The 18,894-nt window shown below is 62.4% G+C and carries 17 protein-coding genes and 1 pseudogene; 8 read left to right on the forward strand and 10 right to left on the reverse strand.

All coding sequences use genetic code 11. The annotated features are described in order from the left end of the window. Positions 1-70: 70 nt before the first annotated feature. The 3 genes from J7E82_RS18240 to J7E82_RS18250 form a co-directional block, all read right to left on the reverse strand. Positions 71-427, reverse strand: a complete 357-nt coding sequence (locus tag J7E82_RS18240) for a GNAT family N-acetyltransferase (protein ID WP_214865196.1) — start codon at positions 425-427, stop codon at positions 71-73. Positions 428-520: 93 nt separating this feature from the next. Next, positions 521-1,327, reverse strand: coding sequence for an alpha/beta fold hydrolase (locus J7E82_RS18245; protein WP_214865198.1), 807 nt, complete (start codon positions 1,325-1,327; stop codon positions 521-523). 18 nt (positions 1,328-1,345) lie between these two features. Then, positions 1,346-2,683: an aromatic acid/H+ symport family MFS transporter gene (locus J7E82_RS18250; RefSeq protein ID WP_214865201.1), complete on the reverse strand. Its 1,338-nt coding sequence runs from the start codon at positions 2,681-2,683 to the stop codon at positions 1,346-1,348. A gap of 162 nt (positions 2,684-2,845) precedes the next feature. Between J7E82_RS18250 and J7E82_RS18255 the strand changes: the two genes are divergently transcribed. The 4 genes from J7E82_RS18255 to J7E82_RS18270 all read left to right on the forward strand — a co-directional run bounded on the left by J7E82_RS18255 (position 2,846) and on the right by J7E82_RS18270 (position 9,070). Beyond that, positions 2,846-3,679 carry a PaaX family transcriptional regulator C-terminal domain-containing protein gene (locus J7E82_RS18255; RefSeq protein WP_214865203.1) on the forward strand — a complete coding sequence of 278 codons (834 nt, stop codon included), beginning with the start codon at positions 2,846-2,848 and terminating at the stop codon, positions 3,677-3,679. 78 nt (positions 3,680-3,757) lie between these two features. Beyond that, complete coding sequence (locus tag J7E82_RS18260; protein WP_214865205.1) at positions 3,758-5,332, forward strand: FAD-dependent monooxygenase; 1,575 nt, start codon at positions 3,758-3,760, stop codon at positions 5,330-5,332. Beyond that, positions 5,325-7,388, forward strand: coding sequence for an acetate--CoA ligase family protein (locus J7E82_RS18265; RefSeq protein ID WP_214865207.1), 2,064 nt, complete (start codon positions 5,325-5,327; stop codon positions 7,386-7,388). The genes J7E82_RS18260 and J7E82_RS18265 overlap by 8 nt, the downstream gene beginning before the upstream one ends. 11 nt (positions 7,389-7,399) lie before the next feature. Further along, on the forward strand, positions 7,400-9,070 hold the full coding sequence (locus J7E82_RS18270) for a (2,3-dihydroxybenzoyl)adenylate synthase (protein ID WP_214865209.1): 1,671 nt from the start codon (positions 7,400-7,402) through the stop codon (positions 9,068-9,070). A 49-nt stretch (positions 9,071-9,119) separates the two neighbouring features. Here the strand turns inward: J7E82_RS18270 and J7E82_RS18275 are convergent, their stop codons facing one another. The 3 genes from J7E82_RS18275 to J7E82_RS18285 all read right to left on the reverse strand — a co-directional run bounded on the left by J7E82_RS18275 (position 9,120) and on the right by J7E82_RS18285 (position 11,317). Continuing rightward, positions 9,120-10,451, reverse strand: a complete 1,332-nt coding sequence (locus J7E82_RS18275; RefSeq protein ID WP_214865211.1) for an acyltransferase — start codon at positions 10,449-10,451, stop codon at positions 9,120-9,122. A gap of 133 nt (positions 10,452-10,584) precedes the next feature. Next, positions 10,585-10,977 (reverse strand): DUF1304 domain-containing protein, encoded by a 393-nt coding sequence (locus J7E82_RS18280; protein ID WP_214865213.1) that lies wholly within the window; start codon positions 10,975-10,977, stop codon positions 10,585-10,587. A 79-nt stretch (positions 10,978-11,056) separates the two neighbouring features. Then, positions 11,057-11,317, reverse strand: a complete 261-nt coding sequence (locus J7E82_RS18285; RefSeq protein ID WP_214865215.1) for a DUF2630 family protein — start codon at positions 11,315-11,317, stop codon at positions 11,057-11,059. A gap of 260 nt (positions 11,318-11,577) precedes the next feature. Between J7E82_RS18285 and J7E82_RS18290 the strand changes: the two genes are divergently transcribed. Both J7E82_RS18290 and J7E82_RS18295 read left to right on the forward strand, forming a co-directional pair. After that, entirely contained in the window at positions 11,578-12,087 is a 510-nt protein-coding gene (locus tag J7E82_RS18290) for a DUF2231 domain-containing protein (protein WP_214865217.1), read from the forward strand. 39 nt (positions 12,088-12,126) lie between these two features. Next, positions 12,127-12,666, forward strand: a complete 540-nt coding sequence (locus J7E82_RS18295) for a GNAT family N-acetyltransferase (RefSeq protein WP_214865219.1) — start codon at positions 12,127-12,129, stop codon at positions 12,664-12,666. A 110-nt stretch (positions 12,667-12,776) separates the two neighbouring features. Here J7E82_RS18295 and J7E82_RS18300 read toward each other — a convergent pair whose 3' ends face one another. Both J7E82_RS18300 and J7E82_RS18305 read right to left on the reverse strand, forming a co-directional pair. Continuing rightward, positions 12,777-14,072 carry an Nramp family divalent metal transporter gene (locus tag J7E82_RS18300; protein WP_214865221.1) on the reverse strand — a complete coding sequence of 432 codons (1,296 nt, stop codon included), beginning with the start codon at positions 14,070-14,072 and terminating at the stop codon, positions 12,777-12,779. 139 nt (positions 14,073-14,211) lie between these two features. After that, positions 14,212-15,147 (reverse strand): dihydrodipicolinate synthase family protein, encoded by a 936-nt coding sequence (locus J7E82_RS18305; RefSeq protein WP_214865223.1) that lies wholly within the window; start codon positions 15,145-15,147, stop codon positions 14,212-14,214. A gap of 174 nt (positions 15,148-15,321) precedes the next feature. Between J7E82_RS18305 and J7E82_RS18310 the strand changes: the two genes are divergently transcribed. Together J7E82_RS18310 and J7E82_RS18315 are read left to right on the forward strand one after the other, a co-directional pair. Beyond that, positions 15,322-16,350, forward strand: a complete 1,029-nt coding sequence (locus J7E82_RS18310) for a LacI family DNA-binding transcriptional regulator (RefSeq protein ID WP_214865225.1) — start codon at positions 15,322-15,324, stop codon at positions 16,348-16,350. Between the two features lie 33 nt (positions 16,351-16,383). After that, on the forward strand, positions 16,384-17,313 hold the full coding sequence (locus tag J7E82_RS18315) for a polysaccharide deacetylase family protein (protein ID WP_308113948.1): 930 nt from the start codon (positions 16,384-16,386) through the stop codon (positions 17,311-17,313). A gap of 9 nt (positions 17,314-17,322) precedes the next feature. Here the strand turns inward: J7E82_RS18315 and J7E82_RS18320 are convergent, their stop codons facing one another. Both J7E82_RS18320 and J7E82_RS18325 read right to left on the reverse strand, forming a co-directional pair. After that, complete coding sequence (locus J7E82_RS18320; RefSeq protein WP_214865227.1) at positions 17,323-18,339, reverse strand: zinc-dependent alcohol dehydrogenase family protein; 1,017 nt, start codon at positions 18,337-18,339, stop codon at positions 17,323-17,325. 263 nt (positions 18,340-18,602) lie between these two features. Next, a pseudogene (locus tag J7E82_RS18325) lies at positions 18,603-18,866 on the reverse strand (class II fructose-bisphosphate aldolase); the annotation flags it as partial. Positions 18,867-18,894 lie beyond the last annotated feature (28 nt).

The following is an 18,894-nucleotide window of genomic DNA, read 5'->3' on the forward strand; positions in this document are numbered from 1 at the left end:
CACGGACACCCGATTGCCTCCGAGACACAGAAAATCCCTGAGGACACCGGAATCCGGATGTCCTCAGGGATTATTCGTTGCCCGGTTCGCCGGTGGGAGCGTCCGGTGGCCAGTCGATGTCGAGCTCGTAGTCCGGGTGCTTGCGCAGGTACGCGGCGATGAAGGGGCAGTGCGGAATGATGCGCTTTCCGGAGGCGAGGACATCATCCAGGGCGAAGTGGGCCAGGACCTTTGCCAGGCCGCGGCCCTTGAACTTCTCCGCAGTGTCGGTGTGCTGGAAGTCGACGTGCCCAGGCCTGTCCAGGTACCGCGTCTGGACAGCCAGCTCACCGCCCACAAGGAGCTCGTAGCGATGGAGTTTGTCGTTCCTGCGCAGGGTCACGTCAGGGGTAAATGCTTCGCTGTCCGACACCGAGAACTGAGTCATGGTTCGAGCGTGGCACTTAAATCCTGCGGTGGCAATGGCGGGGGAGAAGTGCGAATCCGCAGGCGGGGCGTGCAGTCCCGGCACAGACAGGAGTCAGTTCTGCTCATGCAGGAACGCCTTGATGGATTCAGCGACCGCTGCGGGGGCCATGGCATGGGCAAGGTGGCCCTGCGCCGGAATAACGTGCTCGGTCGCCCGTGCAAGATGCTGCCCGAGGTATTGGGAGGCTCCAACCAGGTGGGCCGGGCTGACTTCGCCAACAAGCAAGAGGATGGGGGCGTCCACCCCAATGTACTGCTGGACGAGGACGTCGGTCTTATCGATCTCGGCCAGTTCCCGCGTCCATGTAGGGCTAAGCTCCACCATTCGCGCCCACAATGGCGACTCCGCCAGGGCTTCGGTTTCTTCCGGGGAAATCCGCAGGAAGTGCTTGGCCGCAACCCGCAAAGCCCGGTCTCCGTCTCCGGCCTTTATGGCCGCGGCATACTCTTCCAGGGCCACCCCAGCCGTGGGCGCCTCAATGGGAAGTGGAGGCTCGTAGAGCACTAGCGAGGAGACGTCCGCTCCGGTACGGACGGCTTCGAGGGTGCAAATGGCACCGTAGGAGTGGCCTACCAAGGCAGCGCCATGACCGGCAGTGCTGAGCACGGCCTTGATGTCCTCGGACTCGCTGCCCAGCGAATAGTCCTCGGCGTCGGAAGAGAGGCCCCGACCGCGGCGATCCATGATGTACACCGTGTGGCCGTCGGCCAGTTGTTCGGCCACGGGTATCCATTCCTCGCCTGTGGAGATGCTTCCGTGAACGAGAACCAGTGGGCTGCCGGATCCGAGTTTGCGATAGCCGATGGACGTGCCATCCGCGGACCTGACCGTATAGGTCGTGATGAGCGAAGTATTCAAGAAGACTCCTTGGTTGTGTCAGTGAGTGATGGCGCTCTGGGCAAGCGGCTCAACTGCCGCGCTAGCCCGATGAAAGCGTGGCACCGCCAGGACGGCAACGATTCCAATTACTGCCGCAATGCTCCAAACGGAAAAGTTGACGAAGTTGCCCAATGAGGCTGCTACGAGCACGCCCCCGCCTGAAATTGCCAGCACGGCCCCGATTCGACCCACGCCGAGCGTGATGCCAAGGGCTGTGGCGCGGGTGGCACCTGAGAAGTAGGTGGCAACGAAGCCATTGACCAGGATCTGCGCACCGACGGATCCGAAGCCCACGACTGCAATCAACAAATACATCGCCGGAAGCGGCATGAGGCCTGTTCCCATAAGGAGCAGTGCAGCTCCCGAGCTTGCGAACGCGGTTGCGGTGACGCGCTGCGGGCCGAACCGGTCGGCAAGACGGGAGGAAACAAGTACGCCGACGACGGCACCAACATTGACCGTCAGGAGGAAGGTCAGCGATGACGCCAGGGAGTAATTTGCCATCACCATCAGTTGGGGTAGCCACGTGTTCAAGCCATAGACAAGTGTCTGGCCGCAGATGCCGGCCAGGCTAAACAAGATCAGCGCTATGAACAGGCGTCCGCTGAGCAGCGTACGGAACCTGCCGGTTTCAGGGACATCGCCGCGGGACGCGGCTGGCGGGAGCGGCTCCAGGCCGTAGTCCACAATGATCATTTCAGCTTGTGCGCGTTGGCCCCGCGCCACAAGGTAGGCGGGTGATTCGGGGAGGTACCAGAACAGGAGCGGGACGACGGCGATGAGGGGAAGGCCGCCGATCGCCAGCATGCCTTGGAAACCAATGGACGGCAGCAGGGCCAAGGACAGCAAGGCGGCGAGGATTCCGCCGATTGCGTATCCGGAGAACATGAGCGCATTGTTGAAGTTGCGCCGGCCAGACTTTGAAAATTCCACGGTCAGGGCGATTGCCGTCGGGATGACTCCACCCAATCCGAGACCGGCCAGGAAGCGGAACAGCCCGAAAAGCTCGGGAGTGGGTGCCCAGGCAGTCAGGAGCATCAACAGCGAGAAAAAGGCAATGGATGCCATCATGACCTTGCGGCGTCCGATGACGTCCGTCAGGTAGCCGACGAGGATGGCCCCGATGAACATGCCAGCCAGCGCGTAGCTGCCAATTGCACCGGTTTGCACCGGGGTGAGTGCCCAGGGTTCGTAAGCCAGTAGTTTGGGAACAATAGCGCCGTAGACCACGAGGTCATAACCGTCGAAGACGATGGCGATAAGGCAGAGGAAGATTACCAGGCCTGCGGATCGACGAGTGCGAACCGAAGAAGGGGTTGGCGATTGGAAAGCCATGATGGACTCCAGAGGGGGTACACGACGTTGTGGTTTTGCCAGAGAAGGGGCGCTACTTGTGACCTGCCCCACAATTGAATGTAACATAAGAAAGTCGCCCGTCAAGATGTTTGTTACATATTTGCGGACGCGCCTGAAGATCCAACCGCGAGGAGAGTAAGAGTGCAGTTGAAACCAAGAGCATTGATCCTGGACCTCTTCGGGGATTACCTGCGCTACGCCGGAAGCGAAGTCCGGCTTGCGGACATAACTGAGCTCCTTGCAGTGTTCGACATTGAAGCCGCCACGGTTCGCGTCAACCTTTCCCGCCTCCGCAAAGAGGGCTGGTTCACCACGCATAAGGTGGGACGGGAGACGGTTTACACCCTGACTCCACACATGCTCGAGATCCTGGACGAGGGGCGGGAGCGCATATTCCATCCGCGCCAGAATGGCTGGGAGGGTCGCTGGACGATGGTGATCTACCAGGTTCCGGAGTCCGAGCGCGCGGTCCGCGAGCAACTGCGGAAGCGGCTGGCATGGCATGGATTTGGTCAACTGTCGCCGTCAACCTGGGTGGCTCCGCACGATCTCTGGGCCGAGGCTGGCGCCCTTGCTGCCGAGTATCCGCTCGCCAAAGTCGACGTCCTCTGGTGTGGAACCAACGACCTTCAACGGGACAGGGACATAGCTGAGCGGTGCTGGGATCTGGAGCAGTTGGGCATCGACTACAAGGAGTTCATCCATACCTACGCTGCCCTTGACGATGCAGCCCTGAATGCCGACAAGGACGGGCGGACGGCCCTGATTGAACGCATGCAGCTTATCGGCGACTTCCGCAGGTTTCCGTTCCGCGATCCACAGCTTCCCATGAAACTCCAGCCTGCCGATTGGCCCAGCAAGGAGGCATTTGCCCTCTTCGGCGCCGTACATCGACAACTGGGGCCGGCAGCCACAGAGTTTGTCTCCAGTGTGATTGGCCAGCGTGTTGAACAAGGAGTCGAAGTAGATATGTAACAAGAGATTGACGTTGCCCACAATTGCGTTACATACTTGTGGGTGACAGCTCCTGTTCTATACCTAGAGGTGAAATCAATGGCGATTCGCGTAGCATGCATCGGCGGTGGTCCCGGCGGCCTGTTCTTTTCGTCGCTGCTCAAGCAAAGGGTCCCCGACGCTGAAGTCGTGCTTTTTGAGCGCAATCAGGCCTCGGATGCCTTCGGCTTTGGAGTTGTGTTCTCGGACGCTACCCTGCGCCGAATCGACGAGGCGGACCCGGTACTTCGCAATGGCCTGCGTGACTTCGGCACGCACTGGGACCGCATCGAAGTGTGGCTCAAGGGTGAACGCCTGCAATTCGGCGGCAACGGCATGGCGGCCATCCACCGCAAGACGGTCCTGCGGCTCCTGCAGGAACGTGCCGCAGAGGTCGGTGTGGACATGCGCTTTGGGCACGTAATTCCCAGCATCGAAGACCTTCGCGACTATGACCTCATAGTTGGAGCGGACGGCGCGAACTCCCTGACTCGCGAACAATTGGGAGAAGCATTGGGCCACACAGCCGAGACGGCGACGGCCAAGTTCATCTGGTTCGGGACAACTCACTTGTTCAAGGGCCTGACGTTCCTTCACAGGCGAAGCGAACACGGAAATTTTGCAGCACACGCCTACCCCATCAGTGACGAGCTGAGCACGTTCATCGTCGAAACCGACCAGCAAACGTGGCAAAAGGCCGGTCTCGATGAGTTCGACGTGAGCCAGCCCCCAGGCCCCTCCGATGCAAAGACCCAGCGTTACCTGGAGAAACTCTTCGCGGAAGACATCGAAGGCCAACCGCTCGTGTCCAACAATTCACGCTGGGCAAATTTCCGTACGCGGCAGACCGCCACCTGGCACAAGGGAAATGTTGTCCTTCTTGGCGACGCCGTCCACACAGCGCACTTCTCCGTTGGGTCGGGAACCAAGATGGCAATGGAGGATGCGGTGGTGCTGGCCCGTGAAGTGGCCGAGCATCCCGGAAACCTCGAGCTGGCGCTGACCAACTATCAAGCAGAACGCCAGCCGGAAGTGCGGAAGATCCAGAACTCAGCCCGCCCCAGCCTGAGCTGGTGGGAACACTTCGGCAGGTACTACGCCGCCTTTGAGCCCTGGCAATTCGCATTCCACTTCTTCTCACGCAGCATCGACATTGAAAAGATCCGCCAGCGCGATCCTGACCTTGTCAACGCCGTCGAAAATGAATGGCACAGCCTCCATGGCGCCGCGCCCTTGGAGACATCCCTCCTGGGAGGGCCGGTGGCCTTCGGTGGCCGGCTGCTGCGCCTTCGGAACGACGGCGGAATGCCCGTCCTGCTGAACGGATCGCAACAGCTGGCGCTGACAGTGTCACCGTCGGAAGCCACCGGAACGACAGGCCTGCTCGTAACAGCTCCCGACACCGAGGACGGTCTGGACGCGGTTTTTGAGAAGCTGTCCGAGGATGTCCCGTTCGTGGTGGTTACGGGAGGCACTCCATTCACCCGATCATTGGTCTCCGAGGAAGCACGGCTTTCCCGGGGCCTCACCAGCATCATTGTGGACGATGGAGGCACTGCCTCCGCCACCACCCTCATTCTCTCTGGCAGGGCCGATGCCATAGCGGTATCTGATGTGGAGGCATCAAATGCATAGCCTCAAAGCCCTTCTTGAACCCAGCGGAATTGTTGTAGTCGGAGCCTCCGTCTCCCCCGGTAAATTGGGGGCAGCCATGGCCGAGTCCCTGGCCTCCTTCCCTTCGTCGGTGGCGTTGGTCAACAGCCGCTCCACTGACGGTTCCATGTTTCCTTCAGTCGCAGCCGCTGCCGCGTCCTCGCCTGTCCCTCCGGACCTTGCCGTGCTCTGTGTCCCGGCTGCAGCGACGGCACAGGCACTGCGGGATTGCGCCGCAAGCGGCGTGAAGGCCGCCCTTGCGTGCGCCGGTGGATTTTCGGAAGCGGGCGAAGCCGGCGCCGCTTTTGAAACTGAGCTCCTGGAAGCCGTCGCCGATACCGGCATCCGGCTGCTTGGCCCTAACACTTCCGGCTTCTTCGTACCGCACCGTTCCTTGCGGGCAAGCTTTGTTCCAGGCGTCTCAGGCCTCAACGAAGGTTCTGTGGCCGTCGTCGCTGCCAGTGGCGGTGTGAACCACGTCCTCGCATTCCAGCTGCAAAAAGCGGGCGTCGCCGTCAGCCTGGGGATCGGGATTGGAGCAGGCCTGGACATAGCGGCACCCGAGGTCCTGGATTACCTGGTGGCGCATGAGGAGACCAAGGTGGTTGCGCTCCATATCGAGAACGTAACCGATGGTCCCGCGCTGCTTTCCGCAGTCCGGCGCCTCACTGCCCACAAACCGATGGTCGCATTGGTGGTTGGCCGAAGCGATGTGTCGGAATTCGCCCGATCCCATACCGGGGCGCTCGCGACATCATGGCGCACCACGCGCTCAGCGCTGAAGCAGGCAGGCGCGGTAGTCGTCGACGACGAGATGCAGCTTGTCGAGGCCGCCGCCGCCTTGAGCGGGCAAAGACTCGCGCCTTCGGCCAATCCCGGCGTTGGGCTGATCACCGGACAGGCAGGCCCCGGATTGATCATCGCTGATGCGCTGCACAACGCTGGGGTTTCGGTTCCCCGGCTGTCGGAGCAGAGCCAGGCCGCCATTGGCGCTTTGCTGCCTCCCTTGACGTTCCAGGCGAACCCTGTCGACACAGGACGCCCCGGCGAAGGGTATGACGAGATCGTCGCGGCTGTGGCATCAGACCCGTCGGTAGATCTCCTTGCGGTCTACGGATTGACGGAGCCCATCGCGGACTTGCCTGCATCGATCGCCTCGTCCGGGGTCTCGGGCACCTTGCCGATCCTTGTCGGCGTCGACGGTCCGGACAACGATGTGGAGCGGACCCGCAAGTCGGCGCAGGATTTGGGGCTGCCGATTCTCTCCGGACCCACGTCATTGGCACGCGGACTGGTGGCACTGGTGGATGACGCCCGCGTACAGTTCCAGCGCGGACATGACATTGCGGCTCCGGGGAACTTCCCGGACGTCCGGGAGCCTCTCGCTATCAAAGGTCGTTGGGACAACATCAAAGGTCCCTGGGACGAGATCCGTTCGAAGGAGCTCCTCGAAGCCCTCGGAATCAGCACTCCCCCGAGAAGGCGCTGCGCCGACAGGGCGGCCGCCCATCATGCCCTTACGGAGCTGGGAGTACCGGTAGCCGTCAAACTGGTGGATGCCGGGATCCTGCATAAGACCGAAATCGGCGGTGTTCACCTGGGCGTCGATTCACCCGGCGCACTGGATGAAGCGCTGGACGCGCTCCAGGCCGTCGGCGCACGGGAGTTCCTGGTTGAAGCTATGGCGCCAGGCGGCGTAGACCTTGTGGTCGGGGCCCGGCGGGATCCGGTTTTTGGTCCTATTGTTGTCCTGGGATTGGGTGGCACCGCCGCTGAGGTCCTCGCCGACGTCGCCATCCGTACTGTCCCGCTCAGCGAACGGTTGGCAGCTGGAATGGCTGATGAACTTCACGGCAGGGCACTACTGGACGGCTTCCGAAACGGGCCTGTGCTCGACCCCTCCGAACTTTCACGAATCGTGGTCAGCCTGGGCAACGCCTTGCTCGCCAATGAAGGCATCGCTGAAATTGAAATCAATCCATTGCGCCTGACCAAAGCCGGTCTCGTGGCGCTCGACGCCGTTGTCATTAATGCTTAGGAGAAACTGAAATGACCAGCCACACCCGCGATGGAGCGGTCCCCTGGCCCCCGGAGTACGCGAGGAAATACAGGGAGAAGGGCTACTGGGAAGACAGGGCACTGGGCGCTTATGTACTGGAGGCGGCGGACCGCTTTCCTGAGCAGACCGCTGTGGTGGACGGCGATGTCCGCCTCAGCTACAAGGAACTTGTGGATCGCGCCGATTCCGCAGCGGAGAGGCTGCTGGAACTCGGACTGGCCAAGGACGACCGAATCCTTGTCCAGTTGCCCAACTGCTGGCAGTTCACTGTGCTTACCTTGGCCTGTTTCAGGTCAGGCATCGTCCCTGTCCTGACATTGCCCGCGCACAGAAAGTTCGAACTGGCCTACCTCGCGGAGCATTCCGAGGCCAAGGCAATCGCCGTCCGGGATGTCATCAAGGACTTCGACCACCAGGAGCTCGCCAATCACCTTGCGGACATAACGCCCAGCCTGACCACTGTTCTCGTCTCGGGCACAGCACGTGTCGGCAATGTGGACCTTGACGCCCTCCTTGCCCCAGGCTTGGACCCGTTTGGTGCCCGAACCCGCTTAGACGCCTCGGCCCCTGCGGGCGATGATGCGGCATGCTTCCTACTGTCCGGGGGCACCACGGGTCTGCCTAAATTGATCACGCGCACGCACAACGATTACGCGTACAACGTCAAGGCGACGTCGGCCGTTACCAACGTCACGTCCGGCACTGTCTATCTGGGAACACTCCCTGTGAGCCATAACTTCCCGTTGGCCTGCCCCGGCGTGCTCGGCGTCCTGTTCGCCGGCGGGCGCGTGGTCATGCTGCCGAGCCCGGAACCAGGGAAGGTTTTCGCCGCGATTGAGCGTGAAGGGGTGACCCTGTCCACCGCGGTTCCGGCCGTGGCGCAACGCTGGATCGAATACCAGCAGGAAAACGCCACAGAACAGCTGAAGACGCTCGAAGTGCTCCAAGTGGGCGGATCGCGATTGCCGGACGAGATTGCCCGGAAGGTCAAGCCCGTCCTCGGAGCCACGCTTCAGCAGGTTTTCGGTATGGCCGAAGGCCTCATCAACATGACCCGCCTTGATGACCCCGAAGACGTAATCTGCACTACCCAGGGCCGCCCGGTCTCCGAAGATGATGAAGTCCGCATTGTGGATGAAGCCGGCAGGGATCTTCCGGACAGAGTACCTGGCGCCATCCTGACCCGCGGACCGTACACGCCACGCGGCTACTATCGGACGGCCGAACATAACGCCCGCGCATTCACCCCCGATGGCTGGTACAGCAGCGGCGACATCGTGGAACGGCGACCCGATGGAAACCTCATTGTCCAGGGACGCGACAAGGACATGATCAACCGCGGTGGCGAAAAGATATCCGCCGAAGAAGTCGAGAGCCTTGTCTATAGGCTCGACGCCGTCACCCTCGCCGCCGCTATCAGCATGCCGGACCCCCTGCTGGGCGAAAAGCTCTGCCTGTATGTGACTCTGAAACCGGGAGCCAGCCTGACGTTGGCCGAGGTCCAGGAAAGCTTCCGCCAAACAGGCGTTGCTGCCTTCAAGATCCCGGAAAAGCTCGTGGTTGTCGACGAGATCCTCACCACGAAAGTAGGGAAGATCAACAAGAAGCTGCTCCGCGAAAACGTAGCGCAATTGCTGCAGGCATCCGGCTCCACGACCTGACAGTGCTCCACGATTGACACTGCAGGCCTGTCACCGCAGGCCTGTCACCTTACGCTCTGGTTTCAACTCCCGGAGTCGAACCAACCCGGGCAGGCACCCGCCCCAGCAGCAGGACGGCCAGCATAAAGCAGGCGGCTCCGCCTCCAAGCAGGGCCAATGTCAGTCCGTTGAAGGCGGCATCCGTCACCGGAATGAAGACGACGACGCCGGCAGTCACCACGGCGGCGGCGGAGCGCCCGCGAGCGTGGACTGCCGCTGTCGGACGTTCTTCAAGCCTGCCAAAGATGAGCAGGACCGGAATCAGGAGAACCACGACGCCGGCCAACACCAGCGGCCGCGCCCACCACCACTCCGCCGTCCCCGACGCCGGCTTCGGGAAGTCCGTCAGGAGCAGCAGCCCGGTCATCCCGACCAGCAGCGGGAGGTGCCAGAGGTAGATGGTCATGGAGCGGCGGCCCGCCACTCCCACTAGCCAACGCACCCAGCGAACGGAGGCAGCCCACTCAATCCCCGGCCGCAGCAGTTGCAGGGTGGCGGCTTGGGACACGCCAAGCAGGAAGAGGCAGAAGTTCGGCGGGTTCAGGTTCACGAGCATATTGCCCGTGTAGAGTCCCAGGCCCGTCACCAGTCCCAGCAGGAGATTGCTGCCTGCGATGACGCCGATCAGCCAGCCCTTGCTGCGGCCGGCCATGACGCCGTCGGCCATGAAGAACCCCAGCTGTTGCACCACACACCACAGGAAGACCATGTTGATGAAGGCCAGGTACGGCAGCGCCCCGCGGAGGCAGTCGACGGCGACGACAGCGGCTACCAGCCCGGTGAGGGTCAGCCGGGGCGCAATTTCGTGCATCCGCGCGAGCAGCGGAATGCTGAGCTGGGCTGCGAGGTACGCAGCAAGGAACCACAGCGGCATGCCGGCACCTGTGGCCATCAATTGGATGACCTGGGGATCCACCCCGCTAAGCCGCGCGGCCCAGAGACCCGTGAACATCACTGCGAGCAGCGCGGCAGCGGGTCGAATGAGGCGCAGCAGCCGGGTCTGGGCGAACTCGGCGCCGGTACCGTGCCGGGCCCTAAGCCTTCGCCACGATTGCAGTCCTGTAATGCCGCCCACGACAAAGAACAGCGGCATGACCATCAGGACCCAGATGACGGGGACGAACCACGGCTGCTCGGCCAGTGTGTTTTCGGTGGTGACCGTCCCGTCAGGATGAAGCACCGGGCTGACCATCATGCAGTGGCCTACCACAACAAGCGCCAGGCAGAAGAAGCGGGCGAAATCGATCGCGGTGTCCCGTTGCGGCTGGCCCGCCAGGCCCTCCCGCGGCCGAACCCCTCCAGCGTGGTCCTCGACTGGCTTCAGTTGCCTCGGTATTCCCATCGCGCTCCTACAGAAGACGCTGTGAAAACGTGAAGACGTTGTGCAAACGCTTCATCCCTTCCTGCTGACTCCATTGTCCGCCCCGGGCCCGAGCTTGGTACAGCAAATCGACACAGGAGACCTGGAAGGGACGCTAGCCGAGGAGCAGCGCCAACAAGCCAAGGACGACGGCGAGCAACGGCATCGTGCCCTGGATCAGGGCGGGGCGGAGGTACTGGCGACCGCTCGCGGCGAGGACGACGGCGGCGAGCAGCATCGATCCGCAACAGCTGAAGATGAGGGTCCAGCCGACGTCGGTATAGCCGAATGCTATGGCAAAAAGGCCCACCAGCGCTCCAATTGCCAGGAAGAGATTATAGAAACCCTGGTTGAAGGCCAGTCCCCTGGTGGTCTCGGCGTCGGCCTGGGAAGTGAGCCTGAACCGCTTCCACGTCGCGGGCCTGGTCCAGGTGACCGACTCCATGGTGAAGATGTAGACGTGCAGGAGAGCGGCAAGGAGCGCAAAAGCCAGGGAAGCGGGCATCATGGGCTGATCCTAGCCCGCCAAACCAGCGAGGATCTCAAACGCGCTGGCCCGGTGCCCGGGGCTCATTGCTGCGGGGTATCTATTGCTGATAACCCTCGACCTCGCTTACAGGCCTCACCTCCGCCTCGGACGGGTCCTCCCCCGCAACCTGCCTGGCCCTGCGCTGGCGTAGCAGGTCCCAGCACTGATCCAGGTCCTGCTCCACCTGGCGCAGCCTTGACCTGCGCTCTTCGCCAGCGGTGCCTGTTCCATCCCCCTGGTCCTCGCCGGATTCTGAGCGAAGCTGGTGCTCCTCGTCCACCAAGGATTGAATGCGCTGCAGAATGTCCTGGTTGTCCATCGCTTTTCCTTCCTGCCTCCGGAATTCCGCCGGTTCAGCCAAACTACGTCTCCTCAAAATATGAGGCGGGGATGTGCTGTGCAAGGGCAGTTCAGGAACTCTTGACTCGACAATGAGTGAGTGGTTGCTTGGGGATAGGTGGCGCGGAAATGTGTGCGGGTTCTATTTAGCGGGACAAGCGAGGCGGATTTTGTAGCGGCTGGTCTTTTGTAGCGGCTGGTCATTAAGGAAGTTTCAGTATCTTTCTGTCAGGAGGAACCGTGGATAATGAACTCTCTCCCCAACAGCGGGCCAAGCGGCCACACACTGCGCTGGCCGGACCCTACGGACATCCCTTTCATCCGGTTCTGGTAACCATTCCCATCGGGGCCTGGACCGCGAGCATTATTTTCGACGTCGTGGCACTGTTCGCTGACGACAAGGAAGCGTTTGTGCGGGGGTCCCTCTGGCTGGTCGGCATCGGGGTTCTCGGCGCCCTGATGGCCGCAGTCTTTGGTTTCATGGACTTCCTGACACTCACCTCCGGAACCAAAGCCCGGCGAACAGCTATTGTCCATATGACGCTAAACCTGACGGTAATAGCCCTGTTCATTGTCAGCTTCATTATTCGGGCCAACAGCGGCTATGACGCTCTTAGTATCCCCGCGTTCGTCGTCAGCCTGATCGCCTATGCACTGGTGAGCGTCTCCGGTTATATCGGCGGCATATTGGCTTACCATTACGGCGTTCGCGTCGCCGATGAAGCAACGCAAGCCGAAGGATTCCGGTAGATCGTTGGGCACAAAATCATGGTCCTTTAGAGTGTGCGGATGAGGGCGAACACCACTCCACTGGTCCATGGTGCCGGAGTGAGGCTCCTGGAGGCATCCGACGCTTCGTTCCTGGCGGCTGCCTATGCCGCGAACAAAGAGCACCTCGCCCCTTGGGAGCCAAAGCGAAGCGACGACTTCTTCACGGTTGAACATCAACGAAAGATCATCGACTTAAAGCTGGCCCACCATGCGGGCGGCTATGAATTGCCTTGGGTACTCGTGGCTGACCACCACATTATTGGGTGCCTCACCTTGGCGGGGATCGTCCGTGGCTCCTTTCTCAGTGCGAACCTTGGCTATTGGGTGGACCGCACCTACAACGGTCTGGGAATTGGCTCGGCCGCCGTCGCCTTTGCCGTGCGGGAAGCGAAGGAAATTGGCCTTCACCGTGTGCAGGCCGCGACGCTCCTGCACAATATGGGTTCGCAAAAGATCCTGGAACGTGGCGGATTCCAGGAAATAGGGGTGGCGCCGGCCTACCTGGAAATTGCAGGCTCGTGGCAGGACCACAGGTTGTATCAACGAATTCTCTTCTAGCCTGCCCTTCGGAAATATTGATAAAGCCAACGGAAAATGCCCCCGCCTGTAAGGCGAAGGCATTATCCGCTTTATTTCGCGGGCGATTTGTTTCGAGGCTTTTGTCGGTCTTAGTTGAGCAAAGTGCTGATGAGCCTGGCGGACGTGGCCAGAATGGCTACAAGGCCGATGACTCCGAAGAGATTGTGCCACCAGCGATTGCGCAGGTCCCCCATCAGCTGCGGCCTGTTGCTCATGATGAACAGCAGGATGCCCAGCATGGGCGAGATCAGGACGGTCAGGGACTGGGCGATGACGATCAGGCCCACTGGCGAGGACTGGAATGCCAGGGTGATCGCCAGTCCAAAGGCCAGGATGATGCCGGTCACCACGCGGGCGGTAGGCGATCCGGCGGCAGCACCTCGTCCCACGGCATCCGAAAGCATGGTTCCGCCCGCGGTGGCATTGGCAATCATTGAGGAGAATGCTGCGCCGGACAGGCCGAGGGCAAAGATCATGGAGCCTACGGGACCGGCCAGGGGCGCGAAGACGGAGGCCAGGGCGTTGATCGAGGAGGCTTCCGCTCCGGTCTTGCCCAGCACCGAGGCGGAGACCACGATGACGAGGGCTGTCATGATGCCGGGAGCCACGATGCCCGGGATGGTGTCAACGAGGGTGATGTCGCGGTAATCCTGGCGGGTACGGCGGTGTTCCTTGATGCCGTAGGAGTTGTAGAACGCGGCGTTGATGGAGAAGTTAGTGCCAACCAGTGCGACGACGAGGATCTCGCTGCCCGGAGGCAGTTGGGGCGCCATTCCTTCCAGGGACCTGTACCAATCCGGCTGGGCGACGACGGCGCTGGCGACGAAGGCGAAGGCCATGAGCGCCACGATGACCAGTAGGACCTTTTCCACGATCCCGTAGACGTTGCGGAACGCCAGGACGAACCCGACGGCCGCGGTGCAGACAACCGTCCAGAGGACTGGGGAGCCGCCGAACACAAGCGAGAGCCCCAGGCCGGAGCCAACGGCGTTGCCGACGGAGAACATGAGCGTAATTCCGAACACGCCGAATCCTGCAAGGACGCCTACTGGCTTGCCCAAATGGTCCTTGATGGAGCTGATGAGCGACGTGGGGGACACAATTCCCAAACGGACGCTCATGTCCGTGAAGAAGATCATGAGGATGGTGGATACCGCGATCACCCATATCAGGGTGTACTGGTAACCGCTGCCCGCCTGAACGGCAGTGGCAAGGTTTCCAGGCCCGAATTGCCAGGCACCCACCACGAAGGCCGGGCCCATGAGCCCGAGGTAACCGAGCAAGGACCGGCGTTTGCCCGCCTTGCCTTCAACAGGACGCTCTTGAGGCGTGATCGTATGCTGTTCTCGCGGACGAGGGTCCATAGTCTTATTCTGCTCGCTCATGGCGAGTCCTCCTTCTACAGCTGCACTGCTGTGGGTCGTCATTGACCGGCTTGGAGAGTGGTGGGTTTTGTGGGGAAGGACGGCGGGCACTAACAGCCATCTGCGGTGGCCCGCCGTCCTTCGATGTCCCGCAGGAACGTCAGGCAGGTACGGTGACGTTGCCGAGGTTGGCGGACTTGAGGGCCAGCGCGATTTCCTCGCCGGCACCCGGCGCCAGGGGAAGCAGGGGCGGGCGTACGGTGGCGTGTTCAAGAATGCCGCGGGCGACCAGGCCTTCCTTCAGCGCGACCGTTCCCTCCATGTGTGATCCGCGGTGGTACACGTTCCTGGTTACCGGGAGCAGGCGGTCGTGGATTTCGCGGGCGGCTGCGTAGTCGCGGGCCTTTCCGGCTGCAATCAGTTCCACCAGCGGTTCAGGGGCGAGGCCGCCGTAGCCAACGAGGGCTCCGTCGACGTCGAACATGGTGTGCAGCAGGTATTCGTCATGGCAGGTCAGGATCTGGAGTTCCGGGTTTTCCTGCCGCAGCACGGGGATTTCGATGTCCCACCTGCGCATGTTGCGCACGCCGTTCTTCGTGGCAAAGACTCCGGGCTGTGCGGCGATCTCGAGCTGGGTTTCCAGGTCGTAAGTAGCCTTGGTGGCGTCCGGGTACTGGAACAGGATCAGCGGCAGCCCGCTGGTCTCGTAGATTTCACGGTAGCGAGTCTGCGGCGCGCCCTTTTGGTAACCGAAGCGCAGCCAGCCGTGCGAAGGATAGACAAGGCCGGCAGCTGCCCCGGCGGCAACAGCCCGCTCGGCCTCGAGCGCGGCAACCGTGTTTCCTTCAGCGGTGATGCCTGCAATGATCGGCAGCTTGCCATCCACGGCTTCGCGGAACGCGGAGATAACGAGTGCCTGCTCATCCTGGGTCAGGAACGTGCCCTCCCCTGCGTGCCCCAGGACAACCAGGCCCTTGACGCCGTCGATGCTGGCCAGCCAGCCGCCCAGCCGATGGATGGCGTCGACGTCGACGCTGCCTTCGCGGGTAAACGGGGTTACAGGAGCGGGAACCAATCCGCGGAGATCGATGGTCATGAAAATTACCTCTGTCTTGTTGATCGTCCGTCACTTCCAGTTTGCCAGCTAAAGTGAGAACGTTTGCGGGAACGTTTTCAGTCTGCGGCGCGTCCCACCTCACTGTCAAGAGGTCAATGCCAACTGGGAGGAAATAGAGTGTCTACTAAGACAGCCTTGATGAGGAGAACGCGCATGGAACCGCCCGCCCCAGGTACGAATGTCACGCTGCGGGACGTCGCTGCGGCCAGCGGGGTGAGCATTTCCACAGCCAGCCGCGCCCTCGATGAGCGCGGCAAGGCCACCCGTTCAGCCGCAGCTGCGCACGTTCGCAAAGTAGCGGAGGAATTGGGGTACCGCCGAAATTCCTTCGCCTCCAGTCTGCGCCGGGGTGAAACCCGCACTCTGGGCGTGCTGGTACCGCGCCTTAGCGACACCGTGATGGCACTGATGTTCGAAGAACTCGAGCGGGCGGCGTCCACTCGAGGCTACTTCGCCATGGTGGCCACCAGCGGCGATGATCCGGACGACGAAAGGCGGGCCGCTGAAACGCTCCTGGACCGAAACGTGGACGGGCTGATCCTCGCGACGGCCCGGCTCGACGACGAACTCCCCCGGCTCCTGCGCGAGCGCGGAGTGGCGCACGCACTGGTCCTCCGTACGGACGGGGTGAGCCCGTCTTCCCTTGGCGACGACGAAGTGGGCGGGTACCTGGCAGTTCGCCACCTCATCGACCTCGGCCACCAGGACATCGCGGTGGTGACCGGGCCGTCCTTCACCTCGACCGCAATCGCACGCCTCGCCGGCGCTCGCAGAGCTTTGGTTGAAGCAAACATTGCCTCGCCTGAAAACTGGCTGGTGGCGGCCGGTTACGGGATTGAGAACGGGTTCTCGGCCGCAGAAATGCTGCTGAATGAACGCGGGGAGAAACGGCCCACCGCGATCTTCGCCGCCAATGACAACATCGCCCTGGGCATCATTGCCGCGGCCCAGCGTTCCCGACTCGCTATCGGCCGGGACCTTGCCCTGGTCGGCTACAACGACACACCCCTGTCAGCCCGACTCCCGACCCCCCTCACTTCGGTCCGCGTGCCCCTGGATCAGATTGCCGCGAATGCCATCGACCTCATCGTCGACCCCAACAAAGAGCCGCGCGTCCGGAAATCCATGCCCACGCTCATTCCGCGCGAGTCGAGCGGGCCGCCGAAACGTTCCTCCAACTGACCTCCAACAACGTGACGGGGAGGGGTGAATGCGGTGAGGGCATGGACATTCGGGGGCGGCCGACGACGAGTGGCTGCGATGGTGCTCACGCTCGCCTTCGTCGCGCTCGCCGTCGTTCTCGGCGTGGTTCTCGCCGCCCAGCCTGGCACGCCGCCCGGCGCCCAGCCGGCGACTCACCCGGCCACCCAGTCCAGCACCTCGGCCGACACCCGGCCTGGCACCCAGGCCGGCAGCCCGCCGTCGTCCGCTTCTCCTACGGCGACCACGCCAAGTTTGATGACGGGCTCCGCTACCCCGACCACACCCCCGGCCGCAGAACCATTCCCGCCTTCGCTTCGCGGCCAGGACTTGGCTGTCATCCCGGGCGCCGGCCGCGTGGTGGCTCTGACCTTCGATGCCGGGGCCAACGCAGCAGGCCTGCCGAAGATCTTGTCCACCCTCTCAGCCAAGGGCGTTCGAGGGACCTTCTTCCTGACCGGAAACTGGGCAGCGGCAAACCCTGCTGGCGTCAGCCAGATCGCTGCCGCAGGCCACCCTATAGGCAACCATTCCATGACCCATCCCGGGTTTACTGGCCTCTCCGATGACCGAATTGCACAGGAAGTTTTGGCAGCCGAGCAGGCTATCCGTGCCGCCGGAGGCGATCCCCGGCCTCTGTTCCGCTTCCCCTATGGAGAACGGGATGCCCGGACCATAGCCGCGGTGAACGGCCTCGGGTATGTGGCAGTCCGTTGGACTGTGGACACCCTGGGCTGGAAGGGCACCAGCGGCGGCATCAGCACCCAAACCGTCACGGACAGGGTGCTTGCGAGCCTCCAGCCTGGTGAGATCGTCCTCATGCATATCGGCTCGAATCCAGACGACGACTCCACCCTGGACGCCGATGCCCTGAGCCAGATGATTGACCGGATCAGTGCTGCGGGTTATGGCTTCGTCACCCTTGGCGAACTGCACGTCGGATAGGCGCGGACGCTAAGCTAACCCGGCGCTTGCGACCCGCAGCACGGCAGCGCCTGTGATCCTGTTTTCGGAGAGGTCCCGTAGCGCCTTGTTCGCTTCGGCCAAGGGGTAGGACACCGTGGTGGGACGCAAGGGGATCCTGCTTGCTACATCGAAGAACTGTTCTCCATCGGCCCTGGTGTTCGCGGTGACGCTGGCTATCCTGCGTTCATAAAAAAGGTCCTCGGCGTAATGGAGGGCAGGGATGGTGCTCAGATGGATCCCGGCGATAGCAAGGGTGCCTCCTCGCTCGAGGGAGCGCATGGCAAGCGGAACCAGAGCCCCGCTGGGCGCGAAGAGGATGGCCCCATCCATCAGTTCCGGTGGCCTGTCCTCTGCATCGCCGGCAAAGGTGGTGCCCAGTTCCAGAGCCAGTTCCTGGGCCTTCCTGGAGCGTGTCATGACATAAACTTTGGCGCCTTCGAAAATCGCGATTTGTGCTGCCAGATGCGCCGAACCACCGAAGCCGTAGATGCCCAATCGCCCGCCGGCAGGGAGGCGGGATTGGCGGAGAGCCCGGTAGCCGATGATCCCCGCGCAAAGTAGCGGTGCTGCCTGCTCGTCGTTGAAGGCCTCGGGGATCAGGTAGGCGTAGTCCTCGTGGACCACCATCAGCTCGGCATACCCGCCGTCGTCGTCCCACCCATTGAAGCGGGGGGTCAGGCACAGGTTTTCGTCACCGCGGAGGCAGAAGCGGCAGGAGCCACAGGTGCGGCCGAGCCACGCCGCCCCGACCCGATCACCGAGTCGGAACCTCGTGCTTCCTTCACCAGTTTCGACGACGGCGCCCACCACTTCGTGTCCCGGCACAACACCGAAGGCATGAGGCGGAAGATCTCCCTCGGCAAGATGAAGATCAGTCCGGCATACCCCGCAGACCCGAACCTCGAGCAGGATCTCGCCCGGGCCGGGAGCAGGGTTCGCCCGGGCCCCGCCCTTCAATGGGTGCGTTGCAATCGCGCCTGGTTGTTCAACCCACCACGCCTGCATGGATGCCTCCCCGCTGCAAGGGCTATCGGGCTACTCCAGAGTCCGGCGTGCCTGGTCGTCCGGAGTGACATGTCGGTGCTCCACTTCTCCCACGATCACGGGTCGGGCGCCCAGGGCAACAGGGTCCAAAGGCCCGCGACCACCCCTGATCCGAATTCCTACGGCAAAGCCAAAGTCCGGACACCCGGCCCACGAAAGCGTGTTCGTAAGCCGAGTGCCCGGACAAAGTTGGGACCTGCCCTGTTTAGCGGGTGAGCATCTGTTTAGCGGGTGAGCATCCTCAGGGCGACTCCCGCAAAGGCCGAGGCGGACTTGTTCCAGGTGCCCAGGAGCCCCTGGAGGTTTTCACCGTCCGCCCGATGCACGGGTGTTTCCGCCTGCAAGGTGGCAAGGATGCCGGTGCGCAGTTCAGTGTTGAAGTTGACCTTGCCTACCTGCATGGATGCGGCTTTCACCAGTTCGCCCGCCGGAATCCCGGAAGCTCCGTGCAAGACGAGCGGGATGTGGGTTCGCACCGCGGCGCCCTGCTGCAGCGCCGACCCGACAAGCTGGTCG

The sequence above is a fragment of the Arthrobacter sp. ISL-30 genome, from assembly GCF_018613855.1.
GTDB lineage: Bacteria > Actinomycetota > Actinomycetes > Actinomycetales > Micrococcaceae > Arthrobacter.

Excerpts from the sequence above, each read along its gene's own strand:
- J7E82_RS18240 (WP_214865196.1), bottom strand. The coding sequence starts at position 427 with ATGACTCAGTTCTCGGTGTCGGACAGCGAAGCATTTACCCCTGACGTG.
- J7E82_RS18250 (WP_214865201.1), bottom strand. The coding sequence starts at position 2,683 with ATGGCTTTCCAATCGCCAACCCCTTCTTCGGTTCGCACTCGTCGATCC.
- J7E82_RS18260 (WP_214865205.1), top strand. The coding sequence starts at position 3,758 with ATGGCGATTCGCGTAGCATGCATCGGCGGTGGTCCCGGCGGCCTGTTC.
- J7E82_RS18265 (WP_214865207.1), top strand. The coding sequence starts at position 5,325 with ATGCATAGCCTCAAAGCCCTTCTTGAACCCAGCGGAATTGTTGTAGTC.
- J7E82_RS18270 (WP_214865209.1), top strand. The coding sequence starts at position 7,400 with ATGACCAGCCACACCCGCGATGGAGCGGTCCCCTGGCCCCCGGAGTAC.
- J7E82_RS18275 (WP_214865211.1), bottom strand. The coding sequence starts at position 10,451 with ATGGGAATACCGAGGCAACTGAAGCCAGTCGAGGACCACGCTGGAGGG.
- J7E82_RS18280 (WP_214865213.1), bottom strand. The coding sequence starts at position 10,977 with ATGATGCCCGCTTCCCTGGCTTTTGCGCTCCTTGCCGCTCTCCTGCAC.
- J7E82_RS18285 (WP_214865215.1), bottom strand. The coding sequence starts at position 11,317 with ATGGACAACCAGGACATTCTGCAGCGCATTCAATCCTTGGTGGACGAG.
- J7E82_RS18295 (WP_214865219.1), top strand. The coding sequence starts at position 12,127 with ATGAGGGCGAACACCACTCCACTGGTCCATGGTGCCGGAGTGAGGCTC.
- J7E82_RS18300 (WP_214865221.1), bottom strand. The coding sequence starts at position 14,072 with ATGAGCGAGCAGAATAAGACTATGGACCCTCGTCCGCGAGAACAGCAT.
- J7E82_RS18305 (WP_214865223.1), bottom strand. The coding sequence starts at position 15,147 with ATGACCATCGATCTCCGCGGATTGGTTCCCGCTCCTGTAACCCCGTTT.
- J7E82_RS18310 (WP_214865225.1), top strand. The coding sequence starts at position 15,322 with ATGGAACCGCCCGCCCCAGGTACGAATGTCACGCTGCGGGACGTCGCT.
- J7E82_RS18320 (WP_214865227.1), bottom strand. The coding sequence starts at position 18,339 with ATGCAGGCGTGGTGGGTTGAACAACCAGGCGCGATTGCAACGCACCCA.